The organism is Flavobacterium terrae (genome assembly GCF_900142035.1).
GTDB classification, from domain to species: Bacteria; Bacteroidota; Bacteroidia; order Flavobacteriales; family Flavobacteriaceae; genus Flavobacterium; species Flavobacterium terrae.
This window is the reverse complement of the sequence record NZ_FQZI01000001.1, coordinates 544,982-571,116: the sequence shown is the minus strand read 5'-3', so window position 1 is coordinate 571,116 and position 26,135 is coordinate 544,982. Positions and strand designations below refer to the sequence as shown.

Sequence of the window (26,135 nt, the reverse complement as noted above, 5' to 3'; positions counted from 1 at the left end):
ATTTATTTTGAAATTACCATAAATGGATTTTTTAAACCTTTAAAAGCGTCCAAATCAGCTTTAAGTGAACCTACAGCTAAATCAGCTTTGATTCGTAAAGGCACTTTGTTTTCATCGTCTGATACCCAAACCGTCAGACTTTCTTCTTCTTTAAATACTCGGCCAGACTGAACTATTGGCTTAAATATCATTGTATTGACTTTACCAAATTTAGTTCTCAGCTTTTCTTTTCCAACGTATTTTAATTTGAATTTATAAATTTCATCATCAAAAAACATATCAATCATTATAGACTCACCTACTTTAAGTTTATCAATATTTGGATGATTTCTAAGATAATAAAATGAAGATACAATGTCCTGAACATTCTCGGTAACATTAAATGTCTTTTCAGTCTTATGCTTGTAATCTTTAACTAAAACAGTGTTTTTTTCTTGACTAAAAAATCCTTCTTGGTCTTTAGTATAACCTCCTTCATCAATTTTTCTTAGATATTGATATGGTTTTGTAGTTTCTTTATCAAATTGACTCTGATAATGATCATCTACTTTAAAAAAGAAACGTGACATACCTACCGTATAGCCATGACCTACAGCATAGAAAACCTTTTTACCACTTCTGTTAGCTTCTTTTAGTTCTAGTTCGGCATAACCCGCATTCACTAATCCGTAATGAATACGAAACTTAAACCATTCACCAACATCAAAAGCTTCTGGTTTTTGAGAAAAAACAGCTGTCGTAAATAATAGAGATAGAAATATTAATTTTAGTTTCATGTTCTTTGAATTTATATCCTTTTTAGGTAAAGAATACAATATCCATTCCAAAGTTAATAAAAAACAAAAAAACCCAGTCATTGCTGACTGAGTTTTTATGCTATTAACCAACCAAAAAACTATAAATTATGAAAATTTATCAATTAAGAGGGAACCACCCCTTTCAATTGCTCTGCAAAGATATAACAGGTTTTTAATTATTAATAGCAAAAAATCAACTTTAACATATTTTTATCAAAACAATAGTTACTACAACGTTTTCTTTTGACGATTATTCAATGAAAATGAATTTTTATTAATATAACATTAACAAAACTAAAAGTTAAAAATTAGAAAAAGACTAAAAATCAAGCCTTTATAAAAAGAAAAAATCCGAAAAAACTACATTTTTCGGATTTTGATAAATTTTATTGAATATTTTATAAAGTACCTCTAAGTTCTTGTTCTCTTTCTATAGATTCAAAAAGCGCTTTAAAATTTCCTGCTCCAAAACCACGAGCTCCCATTCTTTGAATAATTTCAAAGAAAAGTGTCGGACGATCTTCTACTGGTTTCGTAAAAATTTGAAGTAAATATCCTTCTTCATCAGCATCAATCATGATTCCTAATCTTTGAAGTTCATTGATATCTTCTTTAAATTTAGACATATGATCTTTCAATCTTTCTGGAATCGCATCGTAATACGCTTGTGGCGGTGTGCTTAAAAATTCAATTCCTCGAGCTTTCATTTCTGCCACAGTTGAAATAATATCATCAGTAGCGATAGCAATATGCTGCACTCCTTCATCTTCATAAAAATCTAAATATTCTTCTATTTGAGAACGCTTTTTCCCATTAGCTGGTTCATTGATAGGGAATTTTATACGCCCATTACCATTTGACATTACTTTAGACATTAGAGCAGAATATTCAGTAGTAATTTGTTTGTCATCAAACGAAAGAAAGTTTACAAATCCCATCACATCTTCAAACCATTTTACAGCTTCATTCATTCTATTCCATCCCGTATTGCCAACCATGTGGTCAATATATTTTAATCCAACTGGCTCTGGATTATAGTCTGATTTCCATTCACTATATCCAGGTAAAAAGATTCCATTGTAATTTTTGCGCTCAACAAAAATAAATACAGTTTCGCCATAAGCACCGTAAATACCGGCACGAACCACTTCACCATTTTCATCTTTTTCAACAACTGGCTCAAAATACGATTTTGCTCCACGTTTCGTAGTTTCTTCATAAGCTGAACGAGCATCTTCAACCCACAGTGCAATAACTTTTACACCATCTCCATGCTTTTTAACATGTTCTCCAATAGGTGAATTGCTATTTAAAGCGGTAGTTAAAACCAAACGGATTTTGTCTTGTTTTAACACATAAGAGGCTCTGTCTTTTACACCTGTTTCTAATCCTGCATAAGCCAGTGATTGAAAACCGAAAGCTGTTTTGTAGAAATGTGCGGCTTGTTTAGCATTACCCACATAAAATTCTACATAATCTGTTCCTAACAACGGAAGGAAATCTTGTGCTCCTTCAAATATTTTTTCTAATCCGTATTCTACTGATTTTATTTCTTGTGCCATATTTTTTACTTTTTAATTGAATCTACAAAAGTAGAATCAATGTAGATTGAATCATTTATATTATTTTCTTTAATTCTAAAAACAGAATCATTGATTTGTTGATTATTGTTTTCTTCTAGATTATTTTTAAAAACATCAAATAAACTAACTTGATAAATTATTACTACAACCAAAATAACTATAAAATATAAAGAGGATAAAATCGTCGCTATTATGCAAACAATTTTTGCTACATAAACATTTTGATAGCTTTGAGATGAATAATTAGTTGGATTTATTTCATATTCTTTAAGGCTTTTAATTGAAAGAACTAATCCTATAACCCCTAAAACCAACGAAACAAACACTAATAACCCACAACAAAAACCTAAAAATATTATTACTGAAGCAATTACTCCAAATATCAAAGCTGATGGGTCAGCAGGTAATTTATTATTCATTAGTCTAACCAAGATTGATAATACTTCTCATCTGCTATTTTCATAGCATCTTCGGTAACCATTAACGGTTTAAAAGTATCAACCATTACTGCTAATTCTTGTGTTTCTGTTTTTCCAATACTTCTTTCTGTCGCTCCAGGATGTGGACCATGAGGAATACCAGCTGGATGTAATGAAATATGCCCTGCTTCGATGTCATTTCTACTCATAAAATCCCCATCTACATAATATAGAACCTCATCACTATCAATATTGCTGTGATTATATGGTGCCGGAATAGACTCTGGATGATAATCGTACAAACGAGGTACAAATGAACAAATTACAAAAGCATCGGTCTCGAAAGTTTGGTGTACTGGAGGCGGTTGATGAATTCTACCAGTAATTGGTTCAAAATCATGAATTGAAAGTGCATACGGATAATTGAAACCATCATAACCAATCACATCAAAAGGATGTGTAGCATAAACCATTTCAAAGATTTCATCTTTCTTTTTAACCTTTATAACAAATTCACCTTTTTCATTATAAGTTTCTAATTCTTGTGGCTGACGTATGTCTCTTTCACAAAAAGGAGAATGTTCTAACAATTGACCAAACCAGTTACGATAACGTTTTGGGGTATAAACTGGACGATGTGATTCTACAATAAATAAACGATTATCTTCTGTATCAAAATCAATTTTATAAATCATTCCACGAGGAATAACTAAATAATCACCATACTTAAAATCTAAGTTACCAAGCATGGTTCTTAGTTTTCCAGTACCACGGTGAATAAAAATCACCTCATCAGAATCAGTGTTTTTGTAAAAATAATCAGTAGTAGATTTTTTTGGCGCTGCCAAAGCTATGTGACAGTCAGAGTTGGTAAGCACAATCTTTCTGCTTTCTAAAAAATCATCTGTTGGTTCTACTTGAAAACCACGAAGTCTATAGGATTGAATATTATTTGCTTTAGCAATTTTTGGCGCTACAGAATATTGTTTTCTGATTTCCTTAACCTGTGTAGGTCTATTTTCGTGATACATATTAGTTGACATTCCGTCAAAACCAATTGTTCCGAATAATTGTTCATAATACAAATCTCCATTCTCTTTTCGGAACTGTATATGACGCTTGTGAGGTATTTTTCCTAGTTTATGATAAAATGGCATTTCTTTTTAGTTTAAAAATTAGAATTAAAGTTTAAAGCATTGACTGTAAACTCTTGTTTTAAATCAAAAAAGACTAACGCTCATTCAGGATTTCTCTTGATGAGGAACTTTAAATGTGCTAATAAACCTTTGAAAGTGGTTTCCATAATACTACAAATATCGGAAAAATCTATTAGTTATTAAAACAAAAAATCCCAAATGAAAATTTGGGATTTAAATTATATTTAGGAACCTTATTATTGTTCTTTATTGATTTTACTATTCTTCTTACCATAAATAAAGTAAAATACAACACCTAAAGCCATCCAAACAACTAAACGCAACCAACTTTCTAGTGGCAGTGAATACATTAAATACAAACATACAACTACACCAGCAATTGGCACAAATGGAACTAAAGGCGTTTTGAAAGCTCTTGGAACATCTGGCATTTTTTTACGCATAACTAGGATACCTATACAAACTAGAACGAAAGCTAATAGTGTTCCAATACTCACCATGTGACCTAAATCTGATACAGGAACAAATCCCGCAAATAAACTCACAAACACTAAAAAGAAAAGGTTAGTTTTCCAAGGCGTTCTAAATTTAGGGTGGATTTCTCCAAAGAAAGGTGGCAATAAACCATCTCTACTCATAGTATAGAATACACGGCTTTGTCCCATTAACATTACCAACATTACCGAAGTATATCCTGCTAAAATTGCAATAATTAAACCATTTTGCAAGAAATCATATCCTGTTACTGCAAAAGCTGTTGCAGCAGGTTTAGCATCTCCAGCAAACTGATGATAAGGAACTAATCCTGTCATTACATGCGCAAATAATACATATAAAATTGTACAAACAACTAATGACCCTAAAATACCTATTGGCATACCTTTTTGAGGATTTTTAGCTTCCTGAGCTGCTGTAGACACAGCATCAAAACCAATAAATGCAAAGAAAACAGTTGCAGCACCAGCAGCGATACCTGACCAACCAAATTGCCCTTTTACACCAGTATTTTCTGGAATATATGGTGAATAATTAGCTTCATTGATGAATCCCCATCCTAAAACGATGAATAAAATAACTACAGATACTTTTAAAATTACAAGGAAATTATTTAAAGAAGCAGATTCTTTAGTACCTCTAATAAGCAAAAGCGACAATAAAGAAACTATAATTACCGCTGGTAAATTTATCATACCTCCTTCTATTACAGTACCATCACTTAATTTAAGTGTTTCCCAAGGAGAACAAATTAAATTTGGTGGCAAATGTATCCCGAATTTATTTAAAAGCTCTAAAAAATATCTAGACCAACTAACTCCTACAGTCGCAGCTCCCAAAGCATATTCTAAAACTAAATCCCATCCAATGATCCAAGCCATAAACTCTCCCATTGTAGCATAAGAATATGTATAAGCACTACCTGCTACAGGAATCATTGAAGCAAATTCTGCATAACACAATCCAGCAAATGCACAGCCAACAGCTGCTAAAACAAAAGATAATGTTACTGCAGGACCTGCATTTTCTGCTGCTGCAATACCTGTAAGTGAGAATAATCCTGCTCCGATAATAGCCCCTATTCCTAAGGCCACAAGAGCTTTCGAAGACAATGTTCTTTTTAATCCTTTTTCCGATTCGTCAGCTTCCGTAAGAAGTTGCGTAATCGATTTTCTTTTCCAAATTGACATAAAATTTAATTTTGGTTTAGTGCTCCCAAAAATAGGCTTTTTTGAAAACAATTGCACAAAAAAAAGGTTTTTCTGCTTTTTATTTAACAATATCCATTTTTAAAACCAAAAACCTACACTAACCCAAGTAAAATGTTTTTTAGTTTCTGGAGACCAACTATGCTTAATTTCTACTGGACCAATAAAAGTTTCTAGCCCATAACCAACAGCATAACCTGTATAGTTGGGTTTTGTAAGCCACTCTTGATTATCGAAAATTTTATTTCCAATGTTTGAAAAATTTGCTGTAAAATTCAAATGATTCTTTTTATAAAACTCATAATCAGCAGATGCACTTCCCTTTACATAGCTATTTCCACTTAAAGAAAGATAATCATAACCATAAAATGGTTTAAAATTTCCAAATCTATGAAAACCATATCCTCCCAGATTAAAATCAAAAATATTATTTACGTTTTCTCCAATAACAAATCCTCCCTCTGTTTGCAATTTAACCGAAACTGTTTTAAAGAAAGTTTCCACAATACCTATATCTGCTTTTAAAAGAGTGAACTTTTTAAAATCATTAGCATAATTTGAGGAGTACATATACACTTGAGCATCCCCTAAAAAATACCATCCTCTTTTAGGAAAAAACTTATTAGTAAAGGAATCAAACTTCATAAAACCAGCAGCAGATAAATAGTTACTTCTATCAATTCTTGGAACAAGATTTTCTGCTGTTTTTGAGTTAATTTCTATAAACTCATGCTTTAAACCAGCCCCAATAAGGAATTTTTGAAAAAAAATAGTTTGAACATAAGCTTGATTTGTTAGCTGATGATAATCAATATCAATCTCATCTAATCCTAATTTTGACTTTAACATACCGTTCTTAAAGTCATTTTTACTATTCTTTTTAAATTGATCGAAACTTGACTTTACTCCAAAACTCCAATGAAATCCATTATCTATATAATAATCTACATTATAGCGAATATTATCTCCGAGTATTATGTCTGCAGATGCAACATCATTTTTGAACATTAAATTTTTCTTACTGACATTTATTAAAGCAGCAGACTTGAATAAGTCATCATAATGTAACGCTAACTTGAGATATGTTCTAACGGGATTTTCACGAAGATTAATAATCAATGTTTCGGCCTCATTTCTTTTTTCTAACTTATAGCTAATAGAACTAAAATTTTGAGTAGCATTAAGATTATTCATTCCATTACTAAGGTCCTCATAACTTATTTTCTCGCCTGGTCTAAATCTTAATTTCCCTAAGACGTAGGATCTTGTATAATTTTTTAATCCGTTAACACCAATACCCTTTATGTCTAGACTATCAACTTTTGCTCTATTTTCTTTAATTGTTTTGTAATTAGTCCCTAAAGCCTCTAGTTTATCCTTTACTAATTGTGCAGCTTCAACCCCTTTTTGTATAATCGCTTCTCCATCTTCAAAAGAAATAACTGAGTAACCTTCTATATTTGGTTTAATGTAAACATCGGTTTGTGCAATTTTTTGTTTCATTCTTTCAATCATTTGAAAGTTAGATATCTGAACAACTACACCTGCAGCACCATTAATTTGGTTTATATTTTTAAGACCATCTTGAACATCGACACCAATAATTATATCTGCCCCCATTTTTTTAACTTCCTCTAATGGATAATTATTGGTTACACCTCCATCGATATAATAACTGCCGTAAATTTCTACAGGAGAAAATAATGATGGAAATGCTCCGCTTGCCGTAATGGCAAGAGGTAAAGAACCTTCTCTAAAAACTACTTCTTTACCATTTTCAACATTAGTTGCAATACATAAAAACGGAATTTTAAGTTTATTAAAGTCATTTTCATGTCTATACTTATAGGTAAGTCTACTTAATAAATTGTAATTGTAGAGTCCTTTTGACAATCCTTTAGGAACAGTTACTCTAAACTTTTGAAATGGCAAGGTTACCACATAGACTTCATCATTATATTTTTCATAGAATGTTTTATTTTTCCTTGGAATATTGTCTTGAATTAAAGCATCTGTGTTTACATCCCTAAAAATAGAGTCTAATTCATTAGCCGTGTATCCAGCAGCGTACAATCCTCCAATAATTGCCCCCATACTAGTCCCTCCTATGTAGTCAATTTTGATTCCTGCTTTTTCAATTTCTTTAAGCGCACCAATATGAGCCAATCCTTTTGCACCACCACCACTCAAAACCAAACCAATTTTAGGTTTTTTTTGTTCTTGGGAAAAAGCAGAAAAGATTAGAAAAAAGAATAAAACAAGTGTGAAAGATTTTTTCATTCTATTTTGATGAATTGGATTCCTTGTAAAATTCGATAATTTTTTTGGCTTTTGAAAGCCCAACAACCTCAGAAATCTCATTTTCAGTCGCTTTTGACAATCTTTTAACAGATTTAAAATGTTTGATTAACGTAATCATCGTTTTTTCGCCTATTCCAGGTATTAATTCGATAGAGGTTTGAATCGCTGCTTTACTGCGTTTGTCTCTATGAAAAGTAATTCCAAAACGATGTGCCTCGTTTCTTAAATGTTGAATTGTTTTTAATGTTTCCGATTTTTTATCCAAATACAATGGAACAGAATCTCCAGGATAAAAAATTTCTTCAAGACGTTTAGCAATTCCTATGATAGCTATTTTTCCTCGTAATCCTAACTCATCTAAACTTTTTAATGCCGATGACAATTGCCCTTTTCCTCCATCAATGATAATTAATTGCGGTAATGGTTCATTTTCATCGAGTAATCTTTTGTAGCGTCTATAAACCACTTCTTCCATAGAAGCAAAATCATTAGGACCTTCAACCGTTTTTATATTAAAATGACGATAGTCTTTTTTACTTGGTTTTCCATCTTTAAACACAACACAAGCCGAAACTGGATTTGTTCCTTGAATGTTAGAGTTGTCAAAGCACTCAATATGCCTTGGTTCTACCGACAAACGTAAATCTTTTTGCATTTGTGCCATGATGCGATTTGTATGTCGGTCTGGATCTACAATTTGAATTTGTTTTAATTGATCCAATCTATAATATTTCGCATTACGCTGAGACAATTCTAAAATTTGTTTTTTATCTCCTAATTGAGGCACGGTAACTTTTATTTTATCACCAAAATCCAATTCAAATGGCAAAATAATTTCTTTAGAATTAAGATGAAAACGCTCTCGTAATTCAACAACAGCTAACTCTAATAGTTCTTCATCTGTTTCTTCTAATTTCTTTTTAAGTTCCAAAGTATGTGAACGTACAATAGCTCCATATGATATTTGAAGAAAATTGACATAAGCCATACTTTCATCTGAAACAATTGAGAACACATCTATATTTGACATTTTAGGATTTAGGATTGTAGATTTAGCTTGGTAATTTTCAAGGACCTCTATCTTTTCTTTTATTTTTTGAGCTTCTTCAAACTTCATTTCCACGGCGAGATCAGTCATGAGTTTTTTGAACTCTTTTAAACTCTCCTTAAAATTTCCTTTTAAAATTTCACGAATAGCCTGAACCTGCTTTTCGTAATTAGTTATTGATTCATAGCCTTCACATGGGCCTTTACAATTTCCAATATGATACTCTAAACAAACTTTAAACTTCCCACTATCAATATTTGCTTTGCTTAAATCAAAATTACATGTTCGAAGAGGATACAATTCTTTTACTAAATCTAAAATTGTATGTACTGTTTTAAAACTTGTATAGGGACCAAAATATTCTGAGCCATCTTTGATCATTTTTCTAGTTGAAAAAATTCGAGGAAAACGCTCATTTTTAATACATATCCACGGATAGGTTTTATCATCTCTTAATAATACATTATAACGCGGCTGTAACGTTTTAATCAAATTGTTTTCTAACAAAAGTGCATCTGTTTCTGTTGGGACAACAATATGTTTAATACTTACAATTTTTTTTACCAAAACATTAGTCTTGGCATTATCATGCACTTTATTGAAATAAGAAGAAACTCTTTTCTTTAAATTTTTTGCTTTTCCTACATAGAGGATTTTTCCATCTTTATCATAATATTGATAGACTCCAGGATTATCAGGAAGAGTTTGAATTTGTAATTCTAAAGAAGAAAGCATCAGGTAAAGAATTTTAATTGTTGTTTTCTGATTTCAGAGACGAACAAAGTTAACTGAATTTTTCTTTTTACTTTTGCTCCCATGGATAAAAAAGAACTGCGCACTAAATACAAAAATTTAAGACAATCGCTCACTTTTGATGAAATCATGAATGAGAGTCTATTAATTGCAAATCATTGCATTGATTTACCTATATGGGATAAGACTTACTTTCATCTTTTTTTACCAATAGAAAAACAGAAAGAAATCAACACCGAATTCATTCTTCAAATTCTAGCAGGCAGAGATAAAGAAATAGTGATTTCTAAATCAAATTTTGAAGATTTATCTATGCAACATTATTTATTGACCGATAATACCAAAATAAAAGTCAATACTTTTGGAATACCAGAACCAGAAGATGGTATTGAAGTTCCAACAAGTAAAATTGATGTAGTTTTTGTACCTCTTTTAGCTTACGATAAAAAAGGAAATAGAGTTGGTTACGGAAAAGGTTTTTATGACAAATTTTTAAGTGAATGCAAGGCAGATGTTGTAAAAATAGGTCTTTCTTACTTTGATCCAGAAGATGTCATTGAAGATGTTTTAGAAACTGATATAAAATTAGATTATTGTATAACACCCTTTGGAGTTATAAAGTTTTAGTTATATTCGCAAAACCTAAAACTTAACCCATGAAAAATCTATTTTACAAAAGAAACCTAACTTTTGTCGCTTTTATTTTAGTAGCGACACTATTTTCAAGTTGTGTTCATGTTCATCACCCAAGACCTACAAGAACAGTAGTGGTAAAACACAAGAGAGTTCCTCCAGGGCAAGCTAAAAAAATATCTGGAGATAGAAGTGCCAGAAGACATGCACATGGAAATCATTAATAAAGAAAAAGACCTCATTTGAGGTCTTTTTCTTTATATACTATTATTTACCAAAAGCTCTTTTATTAAAGACTATCAAAATTCCAACACCTGTAGAAATAGCAACATCGGCTACATTAAAAATGGCATTAAAGAAAGTAAAGTTTTTACCTCCCAATAACGGAACCCATTCAGGCATAGGAAAATCTTTTATAATAGGAAAATAAAACATATCCACTACTTTTCCATAAAACCAGTTTCCATAAGGTTCTTTAGTAAACATTGTTGCTACTTCAAATGAACTTTCATTGAAAATACGTCCGTAAAAAACAGAATCTATAATATTTCCAAATGCACCTGCTAAAATTAAAGAAATAGCAATAACTAAAAGCTTTGATCCATTTTTTCTAACGGAGTCCCACAACCAATATCCTATTCCAAAAACTGCAAGAATACGAAATAAAGTTAAAGAAATTTTACCATAAGCTCCCGGTATCTCAGCACCCCAAGCCATTCCCTCATTTTCTATGAATAAGATTTTAAACCAACTAAGAACTTCAACCTCTTCATGAAGTATAAAGTGAGTTTTTACATATATTTTGCTAATCTGGTCAATTAATAAAACCAAAAAGACGATTAAATAGGCTTTCTTTAAATTCATTTGTAAATATTTATTGCTCTTTAGCTGTCAAATGTAATCGCTTATTTTTGATTATACTAAACCAACTAATAGCCAGAGCGATTTCATTATTGTTTATTTGAAGCACAAAAATAAACATTATTACATAAAAAACGCTCCAAAAAGGAGCGTTCAGTTCTTTTAATAAAAGATTAACGTTGCAAGTTCTTAGCTTCGATGCTCATTGTTGCATGAGGAACTAGCTTTAATCTTTCTTTATTTATAAGTTTTCCTGTCACTTTACAGATTCCGTACGTTTTATTCTCGATACGAATTAAAGCATTTTTCAAATCACGAATAAATTTTTCCTGACGAATTGCTAGTTGTGAATTGGCTTCTTTAGACATTGTCTCGCTTCCTTCTTCAAAGGCTTTGAATGTTGGTGATGTATCATCAGTCCCGTTGTTCAAGTCATTAAGGTAAGCACTTTTTATTAAGTCCAAATCCCCTTTAGCTTTTTCTAATTTTTTTTGGATCAATTCTTTGAATTCTGCTAAATCAGCATCAGAATATCTAATTTGTTCTTCCACCATAATTTCCTCTATTTTGAAATTAATATTTTAGTTCTTAGTTCATCAAACTCAATTTCTGTACCATTATCGATACTTTCTGCAAAAACTAGTTCTTCTGTTAAGGTTTCCGATTTAATGTAATCTGAATTAGCTTCTATCGCTTCTTGAATTATACCATCTTTAAGCATGGTAACCTTTATTTTATCAGTTACTTCAAAACCAGAATCTTTACGGATATTTTGAATTCTGTTTACTAATTCTCTAGCGATACCCTCTTTTCTTAATTCATCAGAAATTGTTATATCTAATGCTACTGTTATACCGTTTGAATTAGCAACCAACCAACCCTCAATATCTTGTGAAGAAATTTCCACATCTTGAGTTGTTAAATTAACATTATTTCCTGAAATAACAATAGAAATCTCGCCATTTCGCTCTATTTCTGCGATTTGTTCTTGCGAAAAACCTTGTATTTCTTTGGAAATCAGACCCATATCTTTTCCAAACTTTGGCCCTAAAGCTTTAAAATTTGGTTTAATTTGTTTCACTAATATACCAGAAGCATCATCTAAAAGCTCAACTTCTTTTACATTTACCTCTGCTTTAATCAAGTCAGAAACCGCTTCGATTTCAGCACGTTGAACTTTGTCAAGTACAGGAATCATAACCTTTTGCAAGGGTTGACGCACTTTTATCATCTCCTTTTTACGAAGTGATAAAACCAATGATGAAACTGTTTGTGCTTTCAACATTTTGCTTTCCAGTGATTTATCAACAAAGTTTTCAACCGAAACAGGGAAATCTGCTAAGTGAACACTTTCGAATTTTTCCTTAGTTGTAGCGGCATTCAAGTCCTTATACAATCTATCCATGAAGAATGGAGCGATTGGTGAAGATAATTTTGCTACGGTCACAAGACACGTATAAAGTGTCTGATATGCTGCAACTTTATCTGTTCCATACTCACCTTTCCAGAATCTTCTTCTACATAAACGAACGTACCAGTTACTCAAATTTTCTTGAACAAAGTCAGAAATAGCACGAGCAGCTTTTGTTGGCTCATAATCTGCATACGCCTCATCAACCAATTGGATTAATGTGTGTAATTCAGACAAAATCCAACGATCGATTTCAGGTCTTTCTGCCAAAGGCACTTCAGCCTCAGCATATTTAAATCCGTCTATGTTCGCATATAACGCAAAGAACGAATAGGTATTATATAATGTACCAAAGAATTTACGACGTACTTCCGCCACACCTTCAATGTCAAATTTCAAGTTATCCCAAGGGTTTGCGTTAGATATCATATACCAACGCGTAGCATCAGGACCATATTCTTCTAATGTTTTAAAAGGATCTACCGCATTACCTAAACGCTTTGACATTTTTTGTCCGTTTTTGTCTAACACCAATCCGTTTGACACAACATTTTTATAAGCTACTTGATCGAAAACCAAGGTTCCTATAGCATGCAATGTATAGAACCAACCTCTAGTTTGATCTACTCCTTCCGCAATGAAATCAGCTGGAAATGATTTATGACCATCGATTAAATCTTTATTTTCAAAAGGATAATGCCATTGTGCATAAGGCATCGCTCCTGAATCGAACCAAACGTCAATTAAATCTGTTTCACGCTTCATTGGTTTACCCGAAGCAGAAACCAACACGATGTTATCGACAACATTTTTATGTAAATCAACCAAATCGTAATTTGATTCATCCATGTTGCCTACTTGGAAACCTTTGTATGGGTTTTCAGTCATGAAACCAGCTGCAACCGCTTTTTCAATTTCATTATACAATTCTTCTACTGAACCAACACAAAGTGTTTCAGTTCCTTCTTCATTTCTCCATAACGGTAATGGAATACCCCAGTAACGTGAACGAGATAAATTCCAGTCGTTAGCATTTTTCAACCAATTCCCGAAACGACCTTCTCCTGTAGCTTTTGGCTTCCAGTTGATTGTTTCGTTCAAATCGAACATTCTATCTTTGATTTCAGTTACTTTGATGAACCAAGAATCTAATGGATAGTATAAAATTGGTTTGTCAGTTCTCCAACAATGCGGGTAACTGTGTACATATTTTTCTACTTTGAAAGCTTTGTTTTGCTCCTTTAATAAAATCGCGATTTCTACATCAACTGATTTTTCTGGTGCTTCACCGTCATTATAGTATTCGTTTTTAACATATTTGCCACCAAATTCACCTAATTGCGCAACAAATTTACCTTGTAAATCTACCAATGGCACTGGATTTCCGTTTTCATCCAATACTAGCATTGGCGGTACTTCAGGCGTAGCTTCTTTCGCTACTTTAGCATCATCTGCACCAAATGTTGGGGCTGTGTGTACGATACCTGTACCGTCTTCTGTCGTTACGAAATCACCAGAAATTACTCGGAAAGCATTTTCTGGCGTTTGATATGGTAATGCCCAAGGCAATAATTGTTCGTATTTGATTCCAACTAAATCAGCACCTTTACATTCAGCTACGATTTGATAAGGAATCTTTTTATCCTCAGATTTGTAATTAGTAAAATCTTCTTCCGTTTCTGCTACAAAATATTTTACACCAAATTGTTTTCCAACTAATGGCTTAGCAAGAATTACATTAATTGGTTCGAAAGTATATTGATTGAATGTCTTCACTAAAACATAATCTATTTTAGGCCCAACGGTTAATGCTGTATTCGAAGGTAATGTCCAAGGTGTAGTCGTCCAAGCCAAGAAATAAATAGTGCCAAAACCTTTCAAGAAAGCTGGTAATGTATTTTCGACAGCTTTAAACTGAGCTACAATTGTAGTATCAGTTACATCACGATACGAACCTGGCTGATTAACTTCATGAGAAGATAAACCAGTTCCTGCTTTTGGCGAATAAGGTTGTATTGTATAACCTTTGTATAACAATTCTTTATCATAGATTTGTTTAAGCAACCACCATACCGATTCCATATACTTAGATTTGTAAGTCACATATGGATCTTCCATATCTACCCAATACCCCATTTTTTCGGTAAGGTCATTCCAAACATCAGTATAACGCATCACGGTACGTTTACATGCTTCATTGTATTCAGTAACCGAGATTGTTTTTCCGATATCCTCTTTAGTGATACCCAATTCTTTTTCAGTACCCAATTCTACAGGCAAACCGTGAGTATCCCAACCTGCTTTACGCTTTACTTGGAATCCCTTTTGAGTTTTATAACGACAAAAAATATCTTTAATCGCACGAGCCATCACGTGGTGAATACCCGGCAATCCGTTTGCTGAAGGTGGCCCTTCAAAAAACACATACGGTGTAGCTCCCTCACGAGAAGTTATAGATTGGTCAAAGACGTTGTTTTTTTTCCAAAAATCAAGAACCTCAGATGCAACTGTTGGCAAGTCAAGTCCTTTATATTCATTGAATTTCATGCTAAATTGTCGTTTTGTAAAATCAATCCGCGAAAGTAGTGATTTATAAGGCAATAGCCAAAGAAAGAATGGTAAAAATTGGTTAAAAAACTAGGAATTCACTAAAAAAATGAATGATGTTATGAAAATACTTCTTTTAGCACCTCAAGAGACTTTGGTCTTTTAAATCCATCCAAGTGAATAGCATAATAATCTAAAAGTATTTTAAGCACTATTTGTCGTTCTGAAGAAGTAAAAAGTTTTAGATCTGAATCGAATTTAAGCTCCATTAATTTTTTGAGCAAAAGACTTTCATTTTGAGCAATCGAATTCATTCCTTGATGAAGCGAAAAATTACCTTCAACGATATCAAAAAAAGGAAAATCTACATCAGAATCATCAGGATAAAAACCTAAAAACTTGGTTACTTCTAACAATAAAATCAAATGAAAATTAGCTATTTCATCATGTGTATCTAACCAAATTAAAGCAGTTTCAAGAAAGGTAAAAAGTGATTCGTTTTTTTCTTCCTCTTTTATAGCATGATGCAAAACCTCTGAAAGAAAAATAACAATAGTGCTCTTAAAAATATTTGTTGTAATACTTGTGTATGGGAAAGAAATTTTGACCTCTTTAAAATATTCCAAAGACGCTTTATTTTTATGATTTGCCTCAATTTCAATGAGTGTTAATGGTTGAAAATAAGCTATTCTTTGATTCGATTTTTTTAAAGAAAAAGCACTTGGAACAAAGTAACTCTTTAAACCCTCTGAAAGAGTAAAACATTTAACTATCAACGATTTTTCTTGATACTTTAATGCACTCAAGACAATGGCTTTTGTTTTCACCAACATTAACGGACAATCATAACTTTTTTAACTTTGGTTTGCGCTCCATCTTCAGCTGAAACCATTACCATATAAACTCCAGAAGCTACTTTTTTACCACCAAAATTTTTAGTATCCCAAATTACTGTTCCCCCTTGAGATACAGCTTCAAAAACTAAATTCCCTTCTATATCAGTGATTTTGACATTTGACTTATCTATTAAGCCTGCGATAGAAACATTACCACTATATTCAGGTCTTACTGGATTAGGAAAAACAACAACATTTTCTAAATTTTCAGTTCCAGAGGTAGCATTACCTCTATAAGAAACCATCCCGCCTTCGGTAGCAATAAACACTTCTCCAGTGACTTTATTGATTTCTATATCGTTGATTGTATTATTAGGCAATGGAGAGTTTTCTTTTGTAAAAATATTGAACGTTTTTTGACCATCATCAGAAATATAAAAAACACCAGCACCGGCAGTTCCTATCCATTTATTATTAGCTCCATCAACAACAATATCAGTTATAAACTGATTATATAAAAGTTCTTGAGCTAATCCATCTTCTAATATAATTATTGAGTTTGAAGTCAATTGATCTTGATTTAAAAAAGAATCAACACTTGACATCACACGAAGTCCATAAGCGGTTCCTATCCAAAGTTTATTTTTATTATCAACAGCAACAGCCCTAACATCGCTTGTTGGTAAATTTCCAACGTCACTTCCTTCTGTTAATCTTAAACATCTATTATTGTAATTTTCATTAAATCCAATTATTCCTCCACTATTGGAACAAATCCATTTAGTTCCGTTTTTATCTATAGCCATTCTTCCATAGCTTACCACTGATGGGTTTTGTAATACTGGTAAGTTATATCCTTGCCACTGCCCATTAGACCTTAACACATGAAGTCCATTAGGAACTAAAGAGTTTGTCATCCATAGATTGTTGTTTTTATCAAAGGCAAGTCCATTTACTCTAATATTCTCCGTTGGTAGTTGAGGCAAAATTGTTTGTAAAGAACTATTATTTGCATTGTATATCAACGAAGGAACATTGTTTTGAAAGCTTAAAAGTCCCGAATGGTAAGAACTAAAAAAAACCTTTTTCTCATCATCAGGATGCGTTTCAATTCTAACAATAGATTTTGCACTAAATAAATCTGAATATGGTATTGAACTCCATCCAACTTTATCTTCAAAACGACTTACATTTAATGCATCCAAAGGGAATGGATTATAATAAATTGTATGATCTCCATATACTGTCCAAATTCCATTTGAAAAAGATTTCACTGCAAATATTCTATTTCTATCAGGACAATTAGGCGTAATATTTAGAAAAGAAGTACTATTGGACTGAGTTGTGGTTAAAACTCCTTTTTCTTGTGTTCCAATATAAACTTTATCATTTAGAACTGTCGCACAAGTAAACCTTGTTGCTGTATCAACTGAATTATCAACTCTAAAAATCTCATTTAACTGATTATTAAAAACATAAACATAGTTCTGTGTTGTTACCACAAAGTTATTTTCAGCAAATCTAGCATCAAGAGACATTTGATTAAAAGCAGTCAAAAACACAGGTGAATTTCCAACCAATTTATAAAGTTGATTGCTAACATTAATCAAAGCAATATCTGTATTTGTTGCCGTTACATTTAGCCAATTTCCTGAAGCCGTCATAGCCCACTGATTATAATCTACTAAATTGGGATTATTCACAGAAGCAGATAACAAACCATAACCATTAGCAACTGCATATATTGTATTATTAAAAACGGTTGTTTGAAATATTTGAATATTACTCCCGTTAGGACCTATAAAATAAGTATCCCCAAACTCTGATGTTGCCAAATCAAAAACACAGATCCCAAAATCTGTTGATATATATATCTTACCATTAAATTCATTAATATGATTAATTTTTTTCATATTAGGTGGTACAGAAGGCTTATTAACAATATCAACCACATTAAGCATTGAGCCATCTTTTTCATTAACAACAATTAAAAGTCCATCAACATGTCCAATAATTGTTTTTTTAAAAGCTTCGCTATGATAAATTTGGGATATTGTTTGACCAGAAAGACCTTCAACTGTAGTTATAGTTGATATCTCATTTGTAGCAACATTTCTTTTAAAATAAGAGTTTTCTGCAGCACCATAGAAACTTGTGGTACTTTGTGAAATATCTTTTATTGAATTGTATGAAAAATATCCTTTCCAAACATTATTCTGCTGGGAAATCATCAAATTAGAAAAGAAAAAAGAAAAAACTACTATTAAAAAATTTCTCATTCAAAAAGGGTTGATTACTCTACAAATATAGATAAAAACGACAGGTTTTGGATTTTAATATTTTAGACATAAAAAAAGTCCTGTTTAAAACAGGACTTTTCAAATCTTATGATTAATAGAGATTAAACAACCCCTTGAGCCAACATAGCATCGGCAACTTTTACGAAACCAGCAACATTTGCACCTTTAACATAGTCAACATATCCACTTCCGTCTGAACCATATTCAACACAAGATTCGTGAATATTATACATAATACGTTTTAAACGATCATCAACTTCTTCAGATGTCCAGCTTAAACGTAAAGAGTTTTGAGACATTTCAAGACCTGAAGTTGCAACACCACCTGCATTAGAAGCTTTTCCTGGTGCAAATAAAATTTTCGCATCTTGGAAAACAATAACTGCTTCTGGAGTTGAAGGCATATTTGCTCCTTCAGCCACACAAATACATCCGTTAGCCACTAACATTTTAGCGTCATCTCCGTTTAATTCATTTTGAGTAGCACATGGTAATGCGATATCACATTTAACTTCCCATGGCGTTTTACCTGCAACGAATTTAGCATTTGGATATTTATTTAAGTAATCAGAAATACGTCCGTAATTAACGTTTTTAATTTCCATTACATAAGCTAATTTTTCTTCATCAATACCTTCTGCATCATAAATATAACCCGAAGAATCAGATAAAGTCACTACTTTACCTCCTAATTGACGAGCTTTTTCTGCAGCATATTGAGCCACATTTCCAGAACCAGAAATTACAACAGTTTTTCCGTCGAAGCTTTCGCCACGAGTTTTTAACATATTATATGCAAAATATACGTCTCCGTATCCAGTAGCTTCAGGACGGATCAATGACCCTCCAAAAGTAATTCCTTTACCTGTTAAAACACCTGTAAATTCATTACGTAATTTTTTATACTGACCAAACATATATCCTACCTCACGTCCACCAACACCGATATCTCCAGCCGGAACGTCAGTATCAGCACCAATATGACGAGCTAACTCAGTCATGAATGCTTGACAAAAACGCATAATTTCAGTGTCCGATTTTCCTTTAGGATCAAAGTTAGACCCTCCTTTACCACCACCCATTGGTAATGTAGTTAATGAGTTTTTGAATACTTGCTCAAAAGCCAAGAATTTCAAAATGCTTAAATTTACAGAAGGATGAAAACGTAAACCTCCTTTGTAAGGACCAATCGCAGAGTTCATCTGAATACGATAACCTTTATTTACTTGTGTTTGTCCTTTATCATCAACCCAAGCCACACGGAACATCATTACTCTTTCTGGCTCAACCATACGCTCAAGCAACATTTTCCCTTGGTACTTAGGGTTTTTCTCAATAAATGGTATAACTGTTTCTGCAACCTCTCTTACAGCTTGTAAGAACTCAGGTTCATTAGGATTGTTTTTTGCTACCGATTCAACGAAAGCATCAATACTTTGTGACATAAATTTTAAATATTTAATACGTTTTAGAAAACGTTTTCGTTTGGAAGAGCAAATATACATTTTATAGAAATACACTCATACTTTTTTACTAACAAGTAGATACTCAAAATAAAAGAAAGATTAATTTTTTGTTTTTTTTAAGATTTTGTTTTGAGGTCATTGATGTTTTTATATATTTGTCGTATGATGAATTAAATATTCACTTATGACTAAATTTCTCAGCTTAACCGCCTTACTATTAATAGGATCTATCAACTCAATGCAAGCCCAGTTTGGGTTTTCGCATGAGATTGGCTTAATTGCGGGTCCTGTAGCTTTTCAATCGGATTATGGTGTTCGACATGATTTTGAAACCAATGCAGGTAATACTGGTATAGGTGTGGGTTTAATTCACTACCTAAATTTCTCGTATAGAGCAGACTGTAACTGTTATACACCTGAAAATTACTTCAATGATCACTTTAAATTAAGAACAGAGTTATCTTACAACAAAACCAAACTGAATCATTTTGGAGAATGGGTAACTCCGGAAAAGTTAGCTGTATCAGAAAATGCAAGAAAATTAAAACAAATGACAGGAAGCACTGCAGTAACTAATATTGGTATGCAGCTTGAATATTTTCCATTGAGCATTAGAGACTTTACAGCTAGCACAGGAAGTTACGCTCCATTTATCAGTTTAGGTGCACAATATAGTTTTTTCTCTCCCAAAGTTGAAACATCATATGGAGATGGAAACTTACTAAATCCAGACAATATCTACCCAAAATACTGGACCCCTTCTGAAGGAAAAAAACATGGCTTTTCTAACGACAAAGGAACAACATGGTCTGTTGTAGGTAGTGTTGGGACTAGATATAAATTAAATCCATTATCAGATTTAATTGTTGATTTAAGATGGCAATACTATTTTTCTAACTGGGTGGATGGTTTAAATCCAAATCCAAACTTATATCCTGAAAACAAATCTAATGATTGGAATGTTTGGTTAAATTTTGGATACATTTACTACTTAGATTAATCTAAAAAAACATAATAAAAAACCCCGAACTAATGTTCGGGGTTTTTTTATTTTAAGCTAAGGCTTGTTTTAAATCTTCAATCAAATCCTCTGCATCTTCTACACCCACACTTAAACGAACTAAATCGTCAGTAATACCTACTTCTTTGCGCTTATCTTCTGGAATAGAAGCATGCGTCATTAATGCAGGATGATTCGCTAAAGATTCTACCCCACCTAAAGATTCAGCTAACGTAAACACTTTTAATTTCTCCAAAAAGCTAATAGCATCTTGCTTTGCGCCCGATTTAAAAGTAAATGTGACCATTCCTCCAAAACCTCCAATCATTTGCTTTTTAGCAATTTCATGAAAAGGATGATTTTCTAAACCTGGATAATATACTCTTTCTACTTTAGGATGATTTTGAAGAAACTCAGCAACTTTCTCACCATTCTCACAATGACGTTGAACACGTAAGTGAAGTGTTTTTATTCCTCGTAATACTAAAAAGCTATCCATTGGCCCTAAAGTTCCACCTGTAGCAAATTGTTTGAAATGTAATTCATCCCCTAGAGTCTTATCTTTAATCACCAAAGCACCAGCAATAACATCGCTATGCCCTCCTAAATATTTTGTTGCTGAATGCATCACAATATCTGCTCCTAAATCTAAAGGCTTTTGAAGATATGGAGTAGCAAAAGTATTATCAACTGCAAATAAAATATTATGCTTTTTTGTGATTTGCGCAATAGCAGCTATATCAGCTAATTTCATAAGAGGGTTAGTAGGTGTTTCAACCCAAACTAACTTTGTGTTTTCGTTGATTAATTTCTGAAAACCTTCTAAATCATTCATATCTACGAAATGGAATTTTATGCCACTATCTTTATACAAACGAGTAAATAAACGGTAAGTACCACCGTACAAATCGTCCATAGCAATAATTTCGTCACCAGCCTTAAAAAGACGTAGTAAACAATCTGTAGCTGCTAATCCAGAAGCAAAAGCTAAACCTCTAACGCCATTTTCAATTGAAGCTAAAGCATCTTCAAGTGCTTGACGTGTAGGGTTTGCCGCTCGACTATATTCGTATTCTCCCACAGGTTGTCCTGGTGAAACCTGAGCAAAAGTAGAAGTTTGAAATACTGGTGGCATTACTGCTCCAGTTACTTTTTCATGGTGTTGACCACCGTGTATCGCTTTTGTATTAAATTTCATTGTTCATTATTTTTTACAAAGGTATTAACTTCGGAGTATTTTTTTTAACTTGCCTTACCATTTATAGATTTATTTGTCTTTAAATCTTCTTAATCGAATTAGCTTTAGATTTTATACATGAAAAAAATACTTTTGGTTGAAGATGAAGCACATGTTGTTTCGTTTATAAAAAAAGGACTTTCAGAAGAAGGATTTGAAGTTAGTGTAGCTTTTGACGGAAAAACAGGTTTGCAACTTGCTTTAGAAAACAATTTTGACATTATAATTCTTGATATCATGTTGCCCGAAATGAATGGTCTTGAGGTATGTAAAAACATTAGACTTAGAAATCAAATTGTTCCAATACTATTTCTAACCGCACTAGGCACCTCAGAAAATATTGTTTTAGGATTAGAAAATGGCGCTGATGATTATTTAGTTAAACCTTTTAAGTTTATAGAACTTATAGCCAGAATTAAAACCTTACTTCGTCGTACAACACGAATGACAAATTCCAATAAGGATAATTCAAACAACCAAGAGAATCTATTTACTTTCAATGATCTTAAAATAAATGATTATACGAAAACAGTAACACTAGCAAATGAAGAAGTGTCGCTAACCACAACGGAATACAAATTGCTACTTTTCTTTTTGAAAAATAAAAACAAAGTCCTTTCAAGAATGGATATTCTTGAAGCTGTTTGGGGAGTTGATTATGATTTAGGAACTAATGTTGTAGACGTTTATGTAAATTATTTAAGGAAAAAAGTAGATATAAAACCTGACTACAAAATTATTCAGACCGTAATAGGAATGGGTTATGTATTACGTGAGAACTAATAAGCTTTTGTCAAAGCAAAGGATTAAGTATGAAAAAACAATCTCGAATAATCTTACTATTTCTAGTTCCTTTCTTGATAGTAATTTTCCTCTTTAGCATCTTCATTTATTTTACAGTCTCTGATTATTCAGAAGACTATCTTTTTAAATTGCTAGAAGCAAGAGCAAACAAAGTTGCAAAAGAAAGATTTGAAGGACAAAAAAATTTAATTGACACTGAAGATCCCGACAAACTTCCTCATGAAAGAGACTTCTTTATACCTATAAACAATAAAAAAAGTTTTTTTGAGGAGTCCAAAGAAGTTGGCATACACGAAAGATTCTTTACAGATGTAATTAAACGAGGCGAAGCTCAATTTGTTACCAAAGATTATTTGTATAAAGGAATCAAATACAAAACAAATAAAGGTGACTATATAGTCATAACAGTTGCAGAAAATTATTTTGAAATTAACCAAGCAGAGAATCTAATTAAAACACTATTGTTTGCAATAGCAGCAGCATTCCTATTACTGCTATACATTGCTTTGTATTTTTCGAAGAATATTTTTAAACCCATATCTGCCATTACAGAAAAAGTTAAGGAAATTAGTTCAGAAAATCTTCATTTACGCCTTAATGAAGACAATGCTAACGAAGAATTATATGAATTGAGTAGTACATTTAACGATATGCTTGATAGAATAGAAACTTCATTTGAAACTCAAAATAATTTTATCAGCAATGCCTCACATGAACTAAGAACTCCATTAACAGCAATAATTGGTGAAACAGATGTTGTCTTGTCTAAACCCAGACAAACTAATGAATATATAGAATCCTTAAAGATTATTTTACAAGAAGCAGAAAAACTAGACAATAAAACAAAAGCACTATTATTTCTTGCTCAAACTGGATTTAATGGAAAAACTCAAAAATTTGAAAAAATTCGTATTGATCAGTTATTGTGGGATGTAAAAGAGAATTTAGACATCTTAAATAGCAAAAACAGAATTCACCTCGACATGGAGTTGTTACCTGAAAATCCATTAAAACTTAAAGTTAGTGGAAATACTCAATTACTTCACCTAGCCTTCAGCAACATTATTAGCAATGGATGTAAATATTCTAACTATGATCATGTAACTGTTTCGATAGGAGCGTCAGATGACAATGTTTATATAGTTATTAAAGACAAAGGAATAGGAATTCCTGAGAACGAAATAAAATACATCTATGATCCTTTCTTTAGAGCATCAAACACTAAAAATTATGAAGGATATGGAATTGGCTTACCACTTACAAGAAATATCATTCGAATGCACAATGGAAAACTTTTAGTCACTTCAATTGAAAACCAAGGAACTACTGTACAAATTACCCTACCATCAATTAAATCAGTAAACTAGAAAGATTTTTGACCTCTATTAACTTTTCTCTAAGACTTTCTAATCTCATTTTAATCTCAAGTAGTTATTTCTAATAACATTCTAATACAGGTTTAATAAGGTTCTAATACCGTGATTCTACATTTGCTTTGTAAACAACAAATAGTTAGAAGCATGAGAAAAACGATTTTAATACCCACAGACTTTACCGTTACATCTTTAAATACTTTAAAAGCTGTATTAAATAATAATCCATCAGATACTACTTTAGATATCATCCTGTTACATGGTATAACATCTAGTGATTCTATTAGAGATTTGCTATTCTTTTCTAAAATGAAACAAATCGAATCTTTAAGTAGTGACGAATTTGAAGAAGCCTATGAAGTACTTTGCAACAAATTTGATTCACAAATTAATTCATTTAAAATAGATTTATTTAGTGGATACAACCAAGCTGCTTTCAACAGTTACATAAAAACTAACAAGATTGAAAAGATTTTCATTTCTAACGGAAAACAAAAACTTTCAAACAGAAAAAGTTTTGACTTAGGCAGATTTATTAGAAAATCACCTGTAGAAGTTATTACAATAAACACTGACAAAACCTCTACTATAACAGAAAAAGGGGAAATTACCGAAGTTTTTCTAAAACAAGTATCAATAGGATAATTTTAAAGAATGAAGTCATTTTTAAAATATTTAATCCCAATAGCATCCATTATGATGCTTACTACTTTAATGAGTATAGCAGAAAACCCAGAAAAAAAATTAGAAGGGAGTTGGAAAGAGTCTGTTTGGGAATATGAGAAAGTAGATAAAAATGATACTAAAAACTCAGATTTTAAACATATTTCCAGCTACGTAAAGCAAATTGCAAGTCAGAATCTAATTATTCATAAAGCTGAGAAGTGGATTTTTCTCCCTAATCAAAAACTGATTCTAAAAGGAGAAAAAACTACTAAAGAAATATCATGGTCAATAAAAGGTCGTGGAAACATACTCGAACTTAAGTATGGCAATGACAACATTGAGCATTATAATTTAACTGAGTTGTCAAACGACAAACTTGTATTGAATTTCAATAGTGATACCGAACTAAGAGGTATAGCACGTTTAACATTCGAAAAAAATAAATAAAATGCTAAGAAAATATAGTAATAGTAGATCTCATTCAGACAACCTTAAGCTTGGTTCTTTGTCAGCCTTTTCTGCTGGAATGATAAACATAGGTTCGCTTCTACTGTTTTTTTCATTCTCTTCTAATGTAACTGGTCATTATGCCATTCTAGCCTCTGAAATTGTAAAAGGGAACGTATATCAAACCTTAGTTGTCTTTTCTTGGATATTTCTCTTTTTTATGGGAAGTTTTGTAGCAAATCTAACTGTTATACATCTTAACAATAAAAACAGTTATGTTGCTCATTCCATTCCTATTGTTCTTGAGATCATCTGTTTAGTTACAGTAAGTACATATGGTGATAATTTTTACAAAGAAACACTTTTTGAAACCGAAATACTTTTAAGCATTTTATTGTTTGCCATGGGACTACAAAACGGATTAACAGCAAGCATTTCGAATTTTTCAATAAAAACAACACATTTAACAGGTACTACAACAGATTTGGGTATTCTATTCTCAATGTTTACCAAAAAAGAATTTAGAAACAATAAGACATTAAAACAAAGGGCAAAGCTATTATCATCAATAACATTATTTTACCTATCAGGCGCTATAATAGCTGGATTTACCTATATCTCATTAGGATTTAAAATGTTTTATGTAGTAAGTATTGTACTTGTGTTTATTATTGTCTATGATTTATATAAAATACGATTAAAACAATATTGGCACAAAAAAAGATTATTCAAACTTAATCTAGTAGAATTAAAGGAAAACATTATCCCAGAAAAGGAAAAAAGAGTAGCATAA

Annotated in this window: 22 protein-coding genes; 8 read left to right on the top strand and 14 right to left on the bottom strand. The window is 32.0% G+C overall.

Annotation, left to right across the window (positions count from 1 at the left end; all coding sequences use genetic code 11):
• Window positions 1–2: 2 nt before the first annotated feature.
• From BUC09_RS02600 to uvrC, 7 genes are all read right to left on the bottom strand, one after another.
• Complete coding sequence (locus BUC09_RS02600) at window positions 3–776, bottom strand: DUF3108 domain-containing protein (RefSeq protein ID WP_073309025.1); 774 nt, start codon at window positions 774–776, stop codon at window positions 3–5.
• Window positions 777–1,195: 419 nt separating this feature from the next.
• A complete protein-coding gene (hppD, locus tag BUC09_RS02595) occupies window positions 1,196–2,359 on the bottom strand; it encodes a 4-hydroxyphenylpyruvate dioxygenase (RefSeq protein WP_073308407.1) in 1,164 nt (387 codons plus the stop codon).
• A gap of 5 nt (window positions 2,360–2,364) precedes the next feature.
• Window positions 2,365–2,799, bottom strand: coding sequence for a hypothetical protein (locus tag BUC09_RS02590; RefSeq protein WP_073308405.1), 435 nt, complete (start codon window positions 2,797–2,799; stop codon window positions 2,365–2,367).
• Window positions 2,799–3,956, bottom strand: a complete 1,158-nt coding sequence (locus BUC09_RS02585; protein WP_073308403.1) for a homogentisate 1,2-dioxygenase — start codon at window positions 3,954–3,956, stop codon at window positions 2,799–2,801. Before BUC09_RS02585 ends, BUC09_RS02590 begins: the two co-directional genes overlap by 1 nt.
• 236 nt (window positions 3,957–4,192) lie before the next feature.
• Window positions 4,193–5,641: an amino acid permease gene (locus BUC09_RS02580; protein ID WP_073309023.1), complete on the bottom strand. Its 1,449-nt coding sequence runs from the start codon at window positions 5,639–5,641 to the stop codon at window positions 4,193–4,195.
• A gap of 99 nt (window positions 5,642–5,740) precedes the next feature.
• Window positions 5,741–7,939: a patatin-like phospholipase family protein gene (locus BUC09_RS02575; protein ID WP_073308401.1), complete on the bottom strand. Its 2,199-nt coding sequence runs from the start codon at window positions 7,937–7,939 to the stop codon at window positions 5,741–5,743.
• Between the two features lies 1 nt (window position 7,940).
• Complete coding sequence (gene uvrC / locus BUC09_RS02570; RefSeq protein WP_073308399.1) at window positions 7,941–9,743, bottom strand: excinuclease ABC subunit UvrC; 1,803 nt, start codon at window positions 9,741–9,743, stop codon at window positions 7,941–7,943.
• Between the two features lie 81 nt (window positions 9,744–9,824).
• Between uvrC and BUC09_RS02565 the strand changes: the two genes are divergently transcribed.
• Together BUC09_RS02565 and BUC09_RS02560 are read left to right on the top strand one after the other, a co-directional pair.
• A complete protein-coding gene (locus BUC09_RS02565) occupies window positions 9,825–10,388 on the top strand; it encodes a 5-formyltetrahydrofolate cyclo-ligase (RefSeq protein ID WP_073308397.1) in 564 nt (187 codons plus the stop codon).
• A gap of 29 nt (window positions 10,389–10,417) precedes the next feature.
• Window positions 10,418–10,618 (top strand): hypothetical protein, encoded by a 201-nt coding sequence (locus BUC09_RS02560; protein WP_073308395.1) that lies wholly within the window; start codon window positions 10,418–10,420, stop codon window positions 10,616–10,618.
• Between the two features lie 43 nt (window positions 10,619–10,661).
• Here BUC09_RS02560 and BUC09_RS02555 read toward each other — a convergent pair whose 3' ends face one another.
• From BUC09_RS02555 to gdhA, 6 genes are all read right to left on the bottom strand, one after another.
• The gene (locus BUC09_RS02555) at window positions 10,662–11,258 is read right to left on the bottom strand and encodes a lipoprotein signal peptidase (RefSeq protein ID WP_073308394.1); all 597 of its coding nucleotides are present in this window, start codon (window positions 11,256–11,258) and stop codon (window positions 10,662–10,664) included.
• Window positions 11,259–11,428: 170 nt separating this feature from the next.
• Window positions 11,429–11,809, bottom strand: coding sequence for a TraR/DksA family transcriptional regulator (locus BUC09_RS02550; protein WP_073308392.1), 381 nt, complete (start codon window positions 11,807–11,809; stop codon window positions 11,429–11,431).
• Between the two features lie 8 nt (window positions 11,810–11,817).
• A complete protein-coding gene (gene ileS, locus BUC09_RS02545) occupies window positions 11,818–15,213 on the bottom strand; it encodes an isoleucine--tRNA ligase (protein WP_073308390.1) in 3,396 nt (1,131 codons plus the stop codon).
• A 119-nt stretch (window positions 15,214–15,332) separates the two neighbouring features.
• A complete protein-coding gene (gene recO / locus BUC09_RS02540) occupies window positions 15,333–16,046 on the bottom strand; it encodes a DNA repair protein RecO (RefSeq protein WP_073308388.1) in 714 nt (237 codons plus the stop codon).
• The gene (gene porZ / locus BUC09_RS02535) at window positions 16,046–18,328 is read right to left on the bottom strand and encodes a type IX secretion system anionic LPS delivery protein PorZ (protein WP_073308386.1); all 2,283 of its coding nucleotides are present in this window, start codon (window positions 18,326–18,328) and stop codon (window positions 16,046–16,048) included. The genes recO and porZ overlap by 1 nt, the downstream gene beginning before the upstream one ends.
• Before the next feature lie 122 nt (window positions 18,329–18,450).
• The gene (gene gdhA / locus BUC09_RS02530; protein ID WP_073308384.1) at window positions 18,451–19,794 is read right to left on the bottom strand and encodes an NADP-specific glutamate dehydrogenase; all 1,344 of its coding nucleotides are present in this window, start codon (window positions 19,792–19,794) and stop codon (window positions 18,451–18,453) included.
• A 205-nt stretch (window positions 19,795–19,999) separates the two neighbouring features.
• On the opposite strand from gdhA, the gene BUC09_RS02525 reads away from it, so the two are divergent.
• Entirely contained in the window at window positions 20,000–20,815 is an 816-nt protein-coding gene (locus BUC09_RS02525; RefSeq protein WP_073308382.1) for a THC0290_0291 family protein, read from the top strand.
• A gap of 52 nt (window positions 20,816–20,867) precedes the next feature.
• Here the strand turns inward: BUC09_RS02525 and BUC09_RS02520 are convergent, their stop codons facing one another.
• Window positions 20,868–22,013, bottom strand: a complete 1,146-nt coding sequence (locus BUC09_RS02520) for a cystathionine gamma-synthase (protein ID WP_073308380.1) — start codon at window positions 22,011–22,013, stop codon at window positions 20,868–20,870.
• 117 nt (window positions 22,014–22,130) lie between these two features.
• Here BUC09_RS02520 and BUC09_RS02515 point away from each other — a divergent pair, with 117 nt between their 5' ends.
• From BUC09_RS02515 to BUC09_RS02495, 5 genes are all read left to right on the top strand, one after another.
• The gene (locus tag BUC09_RS02515; RefSeq protein ID WP_073308378.1) at window positions 22,131–22,835 is read left to right on the top strand and encodes a response regulator transcription factor; all 705 of its coding nucleotides are present in this window, start codon (window positions 22,131–22,133) and stop codon (window positions 22,833–22,835) included.
• Window positions 22,836–22,864: 29 nt separating this feature from the next.
• Window positions 22,865–24,223, top strand: coding sequence for a HAMP domain-containing sensor histidine kinase (locus BUC09_RS02510; protein ID WP_073308376.1), 1,359 nt, complete (start codon window positions 22,865–22,867; stop codon window positions 24,221–24,223).
• Between the two features lie 153 nt (window positions 24,224–24,376).
• A complete protein-coding gene (locus BUC09_RS02505) occupies window positions 24,377–24,874 on the top strand; it encodes a hypothetical protein (protein WP_073308374.1) in 498 nt (165 codons plus the stop codon).
• Window positions 24,875–24,883: 9 nt separating this feature from the next.
• Window positions 24,884–25,342 carry a hypothetical protein gene (locus BUC09_RS02500; protein ID WP_073308372.1) on the top strand — a complete coding sequence of 153 codons (459 nt, stop codon included), beginning with the start codon at window positions 24,884–24,886 and terminating at the stop codon, window positions 25,340–25,342.
• A gap of 1 nt (window position 25,343) precedes the next feature.
• Window positions 25,344–26,135: a YoaK family protein gene (locus tag BUC09_RS02495; RefSeq protein ID WP_073308370.1), complete on the top strand. Its 792-nt coding sequence runs from the start codon at window positions 25,344–25,346 to the stop codon at window positions 26,133–26,135.

Excerpts from the sequence above, each read along its gene's own strand:
- BUC09_RS02495 (WP_073308370.1), top strand. The coding sequence starts at position 25,344 with ATGCTAAGAAAATATAGTAATAGTAGATCTCATTCAGACAACCTTAAG.
- BUC09_RS02585 (WP_073308403.1), bottom strand. The coding sequence starts at position 3,956 with ATGCCATTTTATCATAAACTAGGAAAAATACCTCACAAGCGTCATATA.
- BUC09_RS02525 (WP_073308382.1), top strand. The coding sequence starts at position 20,000 with ATGACTAAATTTCTCAGCTTAACCGCCTTACTATTAATAGGATCTATC.
- BUC09_RS02555 (WP_073308394.1), bottom strand. The coding sequence starts at position 11,258 with ATGAATTTAAAGAAAGCCTATTTAATCGTCTTTTTGGTTTTATTAATT.
- BUC09_RS02515 (WP_073308378.1), top strand. The coding sequence starts at position 22,131 with ATGAAAAAAATACTTTTGGTTGAAGATGAAGCACATGTTGTTTCGTTT.
- BUC09_RS02590 (WP_073308405.1), bottom strand. The coding sequence starts at position 2,799 with ATGAATAATAAATTACCTGCTGACCCATCAGCTTTGATATTTGGAGTA.
- BUC09_RS02575 (WP_073308401.1), bottom strand. The coding sequence starts at position 7,939 with ATGAAAAAATCTTTCACACTTGTTTTATTCTTTTTTCTAATCTTTTCT.
- ileS (WP_073308390.1), bottom strand. The coding sequence starts at position 15,213 with ATGAAATTCAATGAATATAAAGGACTTGACTTGCCAACAGTTGCATCT.
- BUC09_RS02600 (WP_073309025.1), bottom strand. The coding sequence starts at position 776 with ATGAAACTAAAATTAATATTTCTATCTCTATTATTTACGACAGCTGTT.
- porZ (WP_073308386.1), bottom strand. The coding sequence starts at position 18,328 with ATGAGAAATTTTTTAATAGTAGTTTTTTCTTTTTTCTTTTCTAATTTG.
- BUC09_RS02510 (WP_073308376.1), top strand. The coding sequence starts at position 22,865 with ATGAAAAAACAATCTCGAATAATCTTACTATTTCTAGTTCCTTTCTTG.
- hppD (WP_073308407.1), bottom strand. The coding sequence starts at position 2,359 with ATGGCACAAGAAATAAAATCAGTAGAATACGGATTAGAAAAAATATTT.
- gdhA (WP_073308384.1), bottom strand. The coding sequence starts at position 19,794 with ATGTCACAAAGTATTGATGCTTTCGTTGAATCGGTAGCAAAAAACAAT.
- uvrC (WP_073308399.1), bottom strand. The coding sequence starts at position 9,743 with ATGCTTTCTTCTTTAGAATTACAAATTCAAACTCTTCCTGATAATCCT.
- BUC09_RS02565 (WP_073308397.1), top strand. The coding sequence starts at position 9,825 with ATGGATAAAAAAGAACTGCGCACTAAATACAAAAATTTAAGACAATCG.
- BUC09_RS02580 (WP_073309023.1), bottom strand. The coding sequence starts at position 5,641 with ATGTCAATTTGGAAAAGAAAATCGATTACGCAACTTCTTACGGAAGCT.
- recO (WP_073308388.1), bottom strand. The coding sequence starts at position 16,046 with ATGTTGGTGAAAACAAAAGCCATTGTCTTGAGTGCATTAAAGTATCAA.
- BUC09_RS02505 (WP_073308374.1), top strand. The coding sequence starts at position 24,377 with ATGAGAAAAACGATTTTAATACCCACAGACTTTACCGTTACATCTTTA.
- BUC09_RS02500 (WP_073308372.1), top strand. The coding sequence starts at position 24,884 with ATGAAGTCATTTTTAAAATATTTAATCCCAATAGCATCCATTATGATG.
- BUC09_RS02520 (WP_073308380.1), bottom strand. The coding sequence starts at position 22,013 with ATGAAATTTAATACAAAAGCGATACACGGTGGTCAACACCATGAAAAA.
- BUC09_RS02550 (WP_073308392.1), bottom strand. The coding sequence starts at position 11,809 with ATGGTGGAAGAACAAATTAGATATTCTGATGCTGATTTAGCAGAATTC.
- BUC09_RS02560 (WP_073308395.1), top strand. The coding sequence starts at position 10,418 with ATGAAAAATCTATTTTACAAAAGAAACCTAACTTTTGTCGCTTTTATT.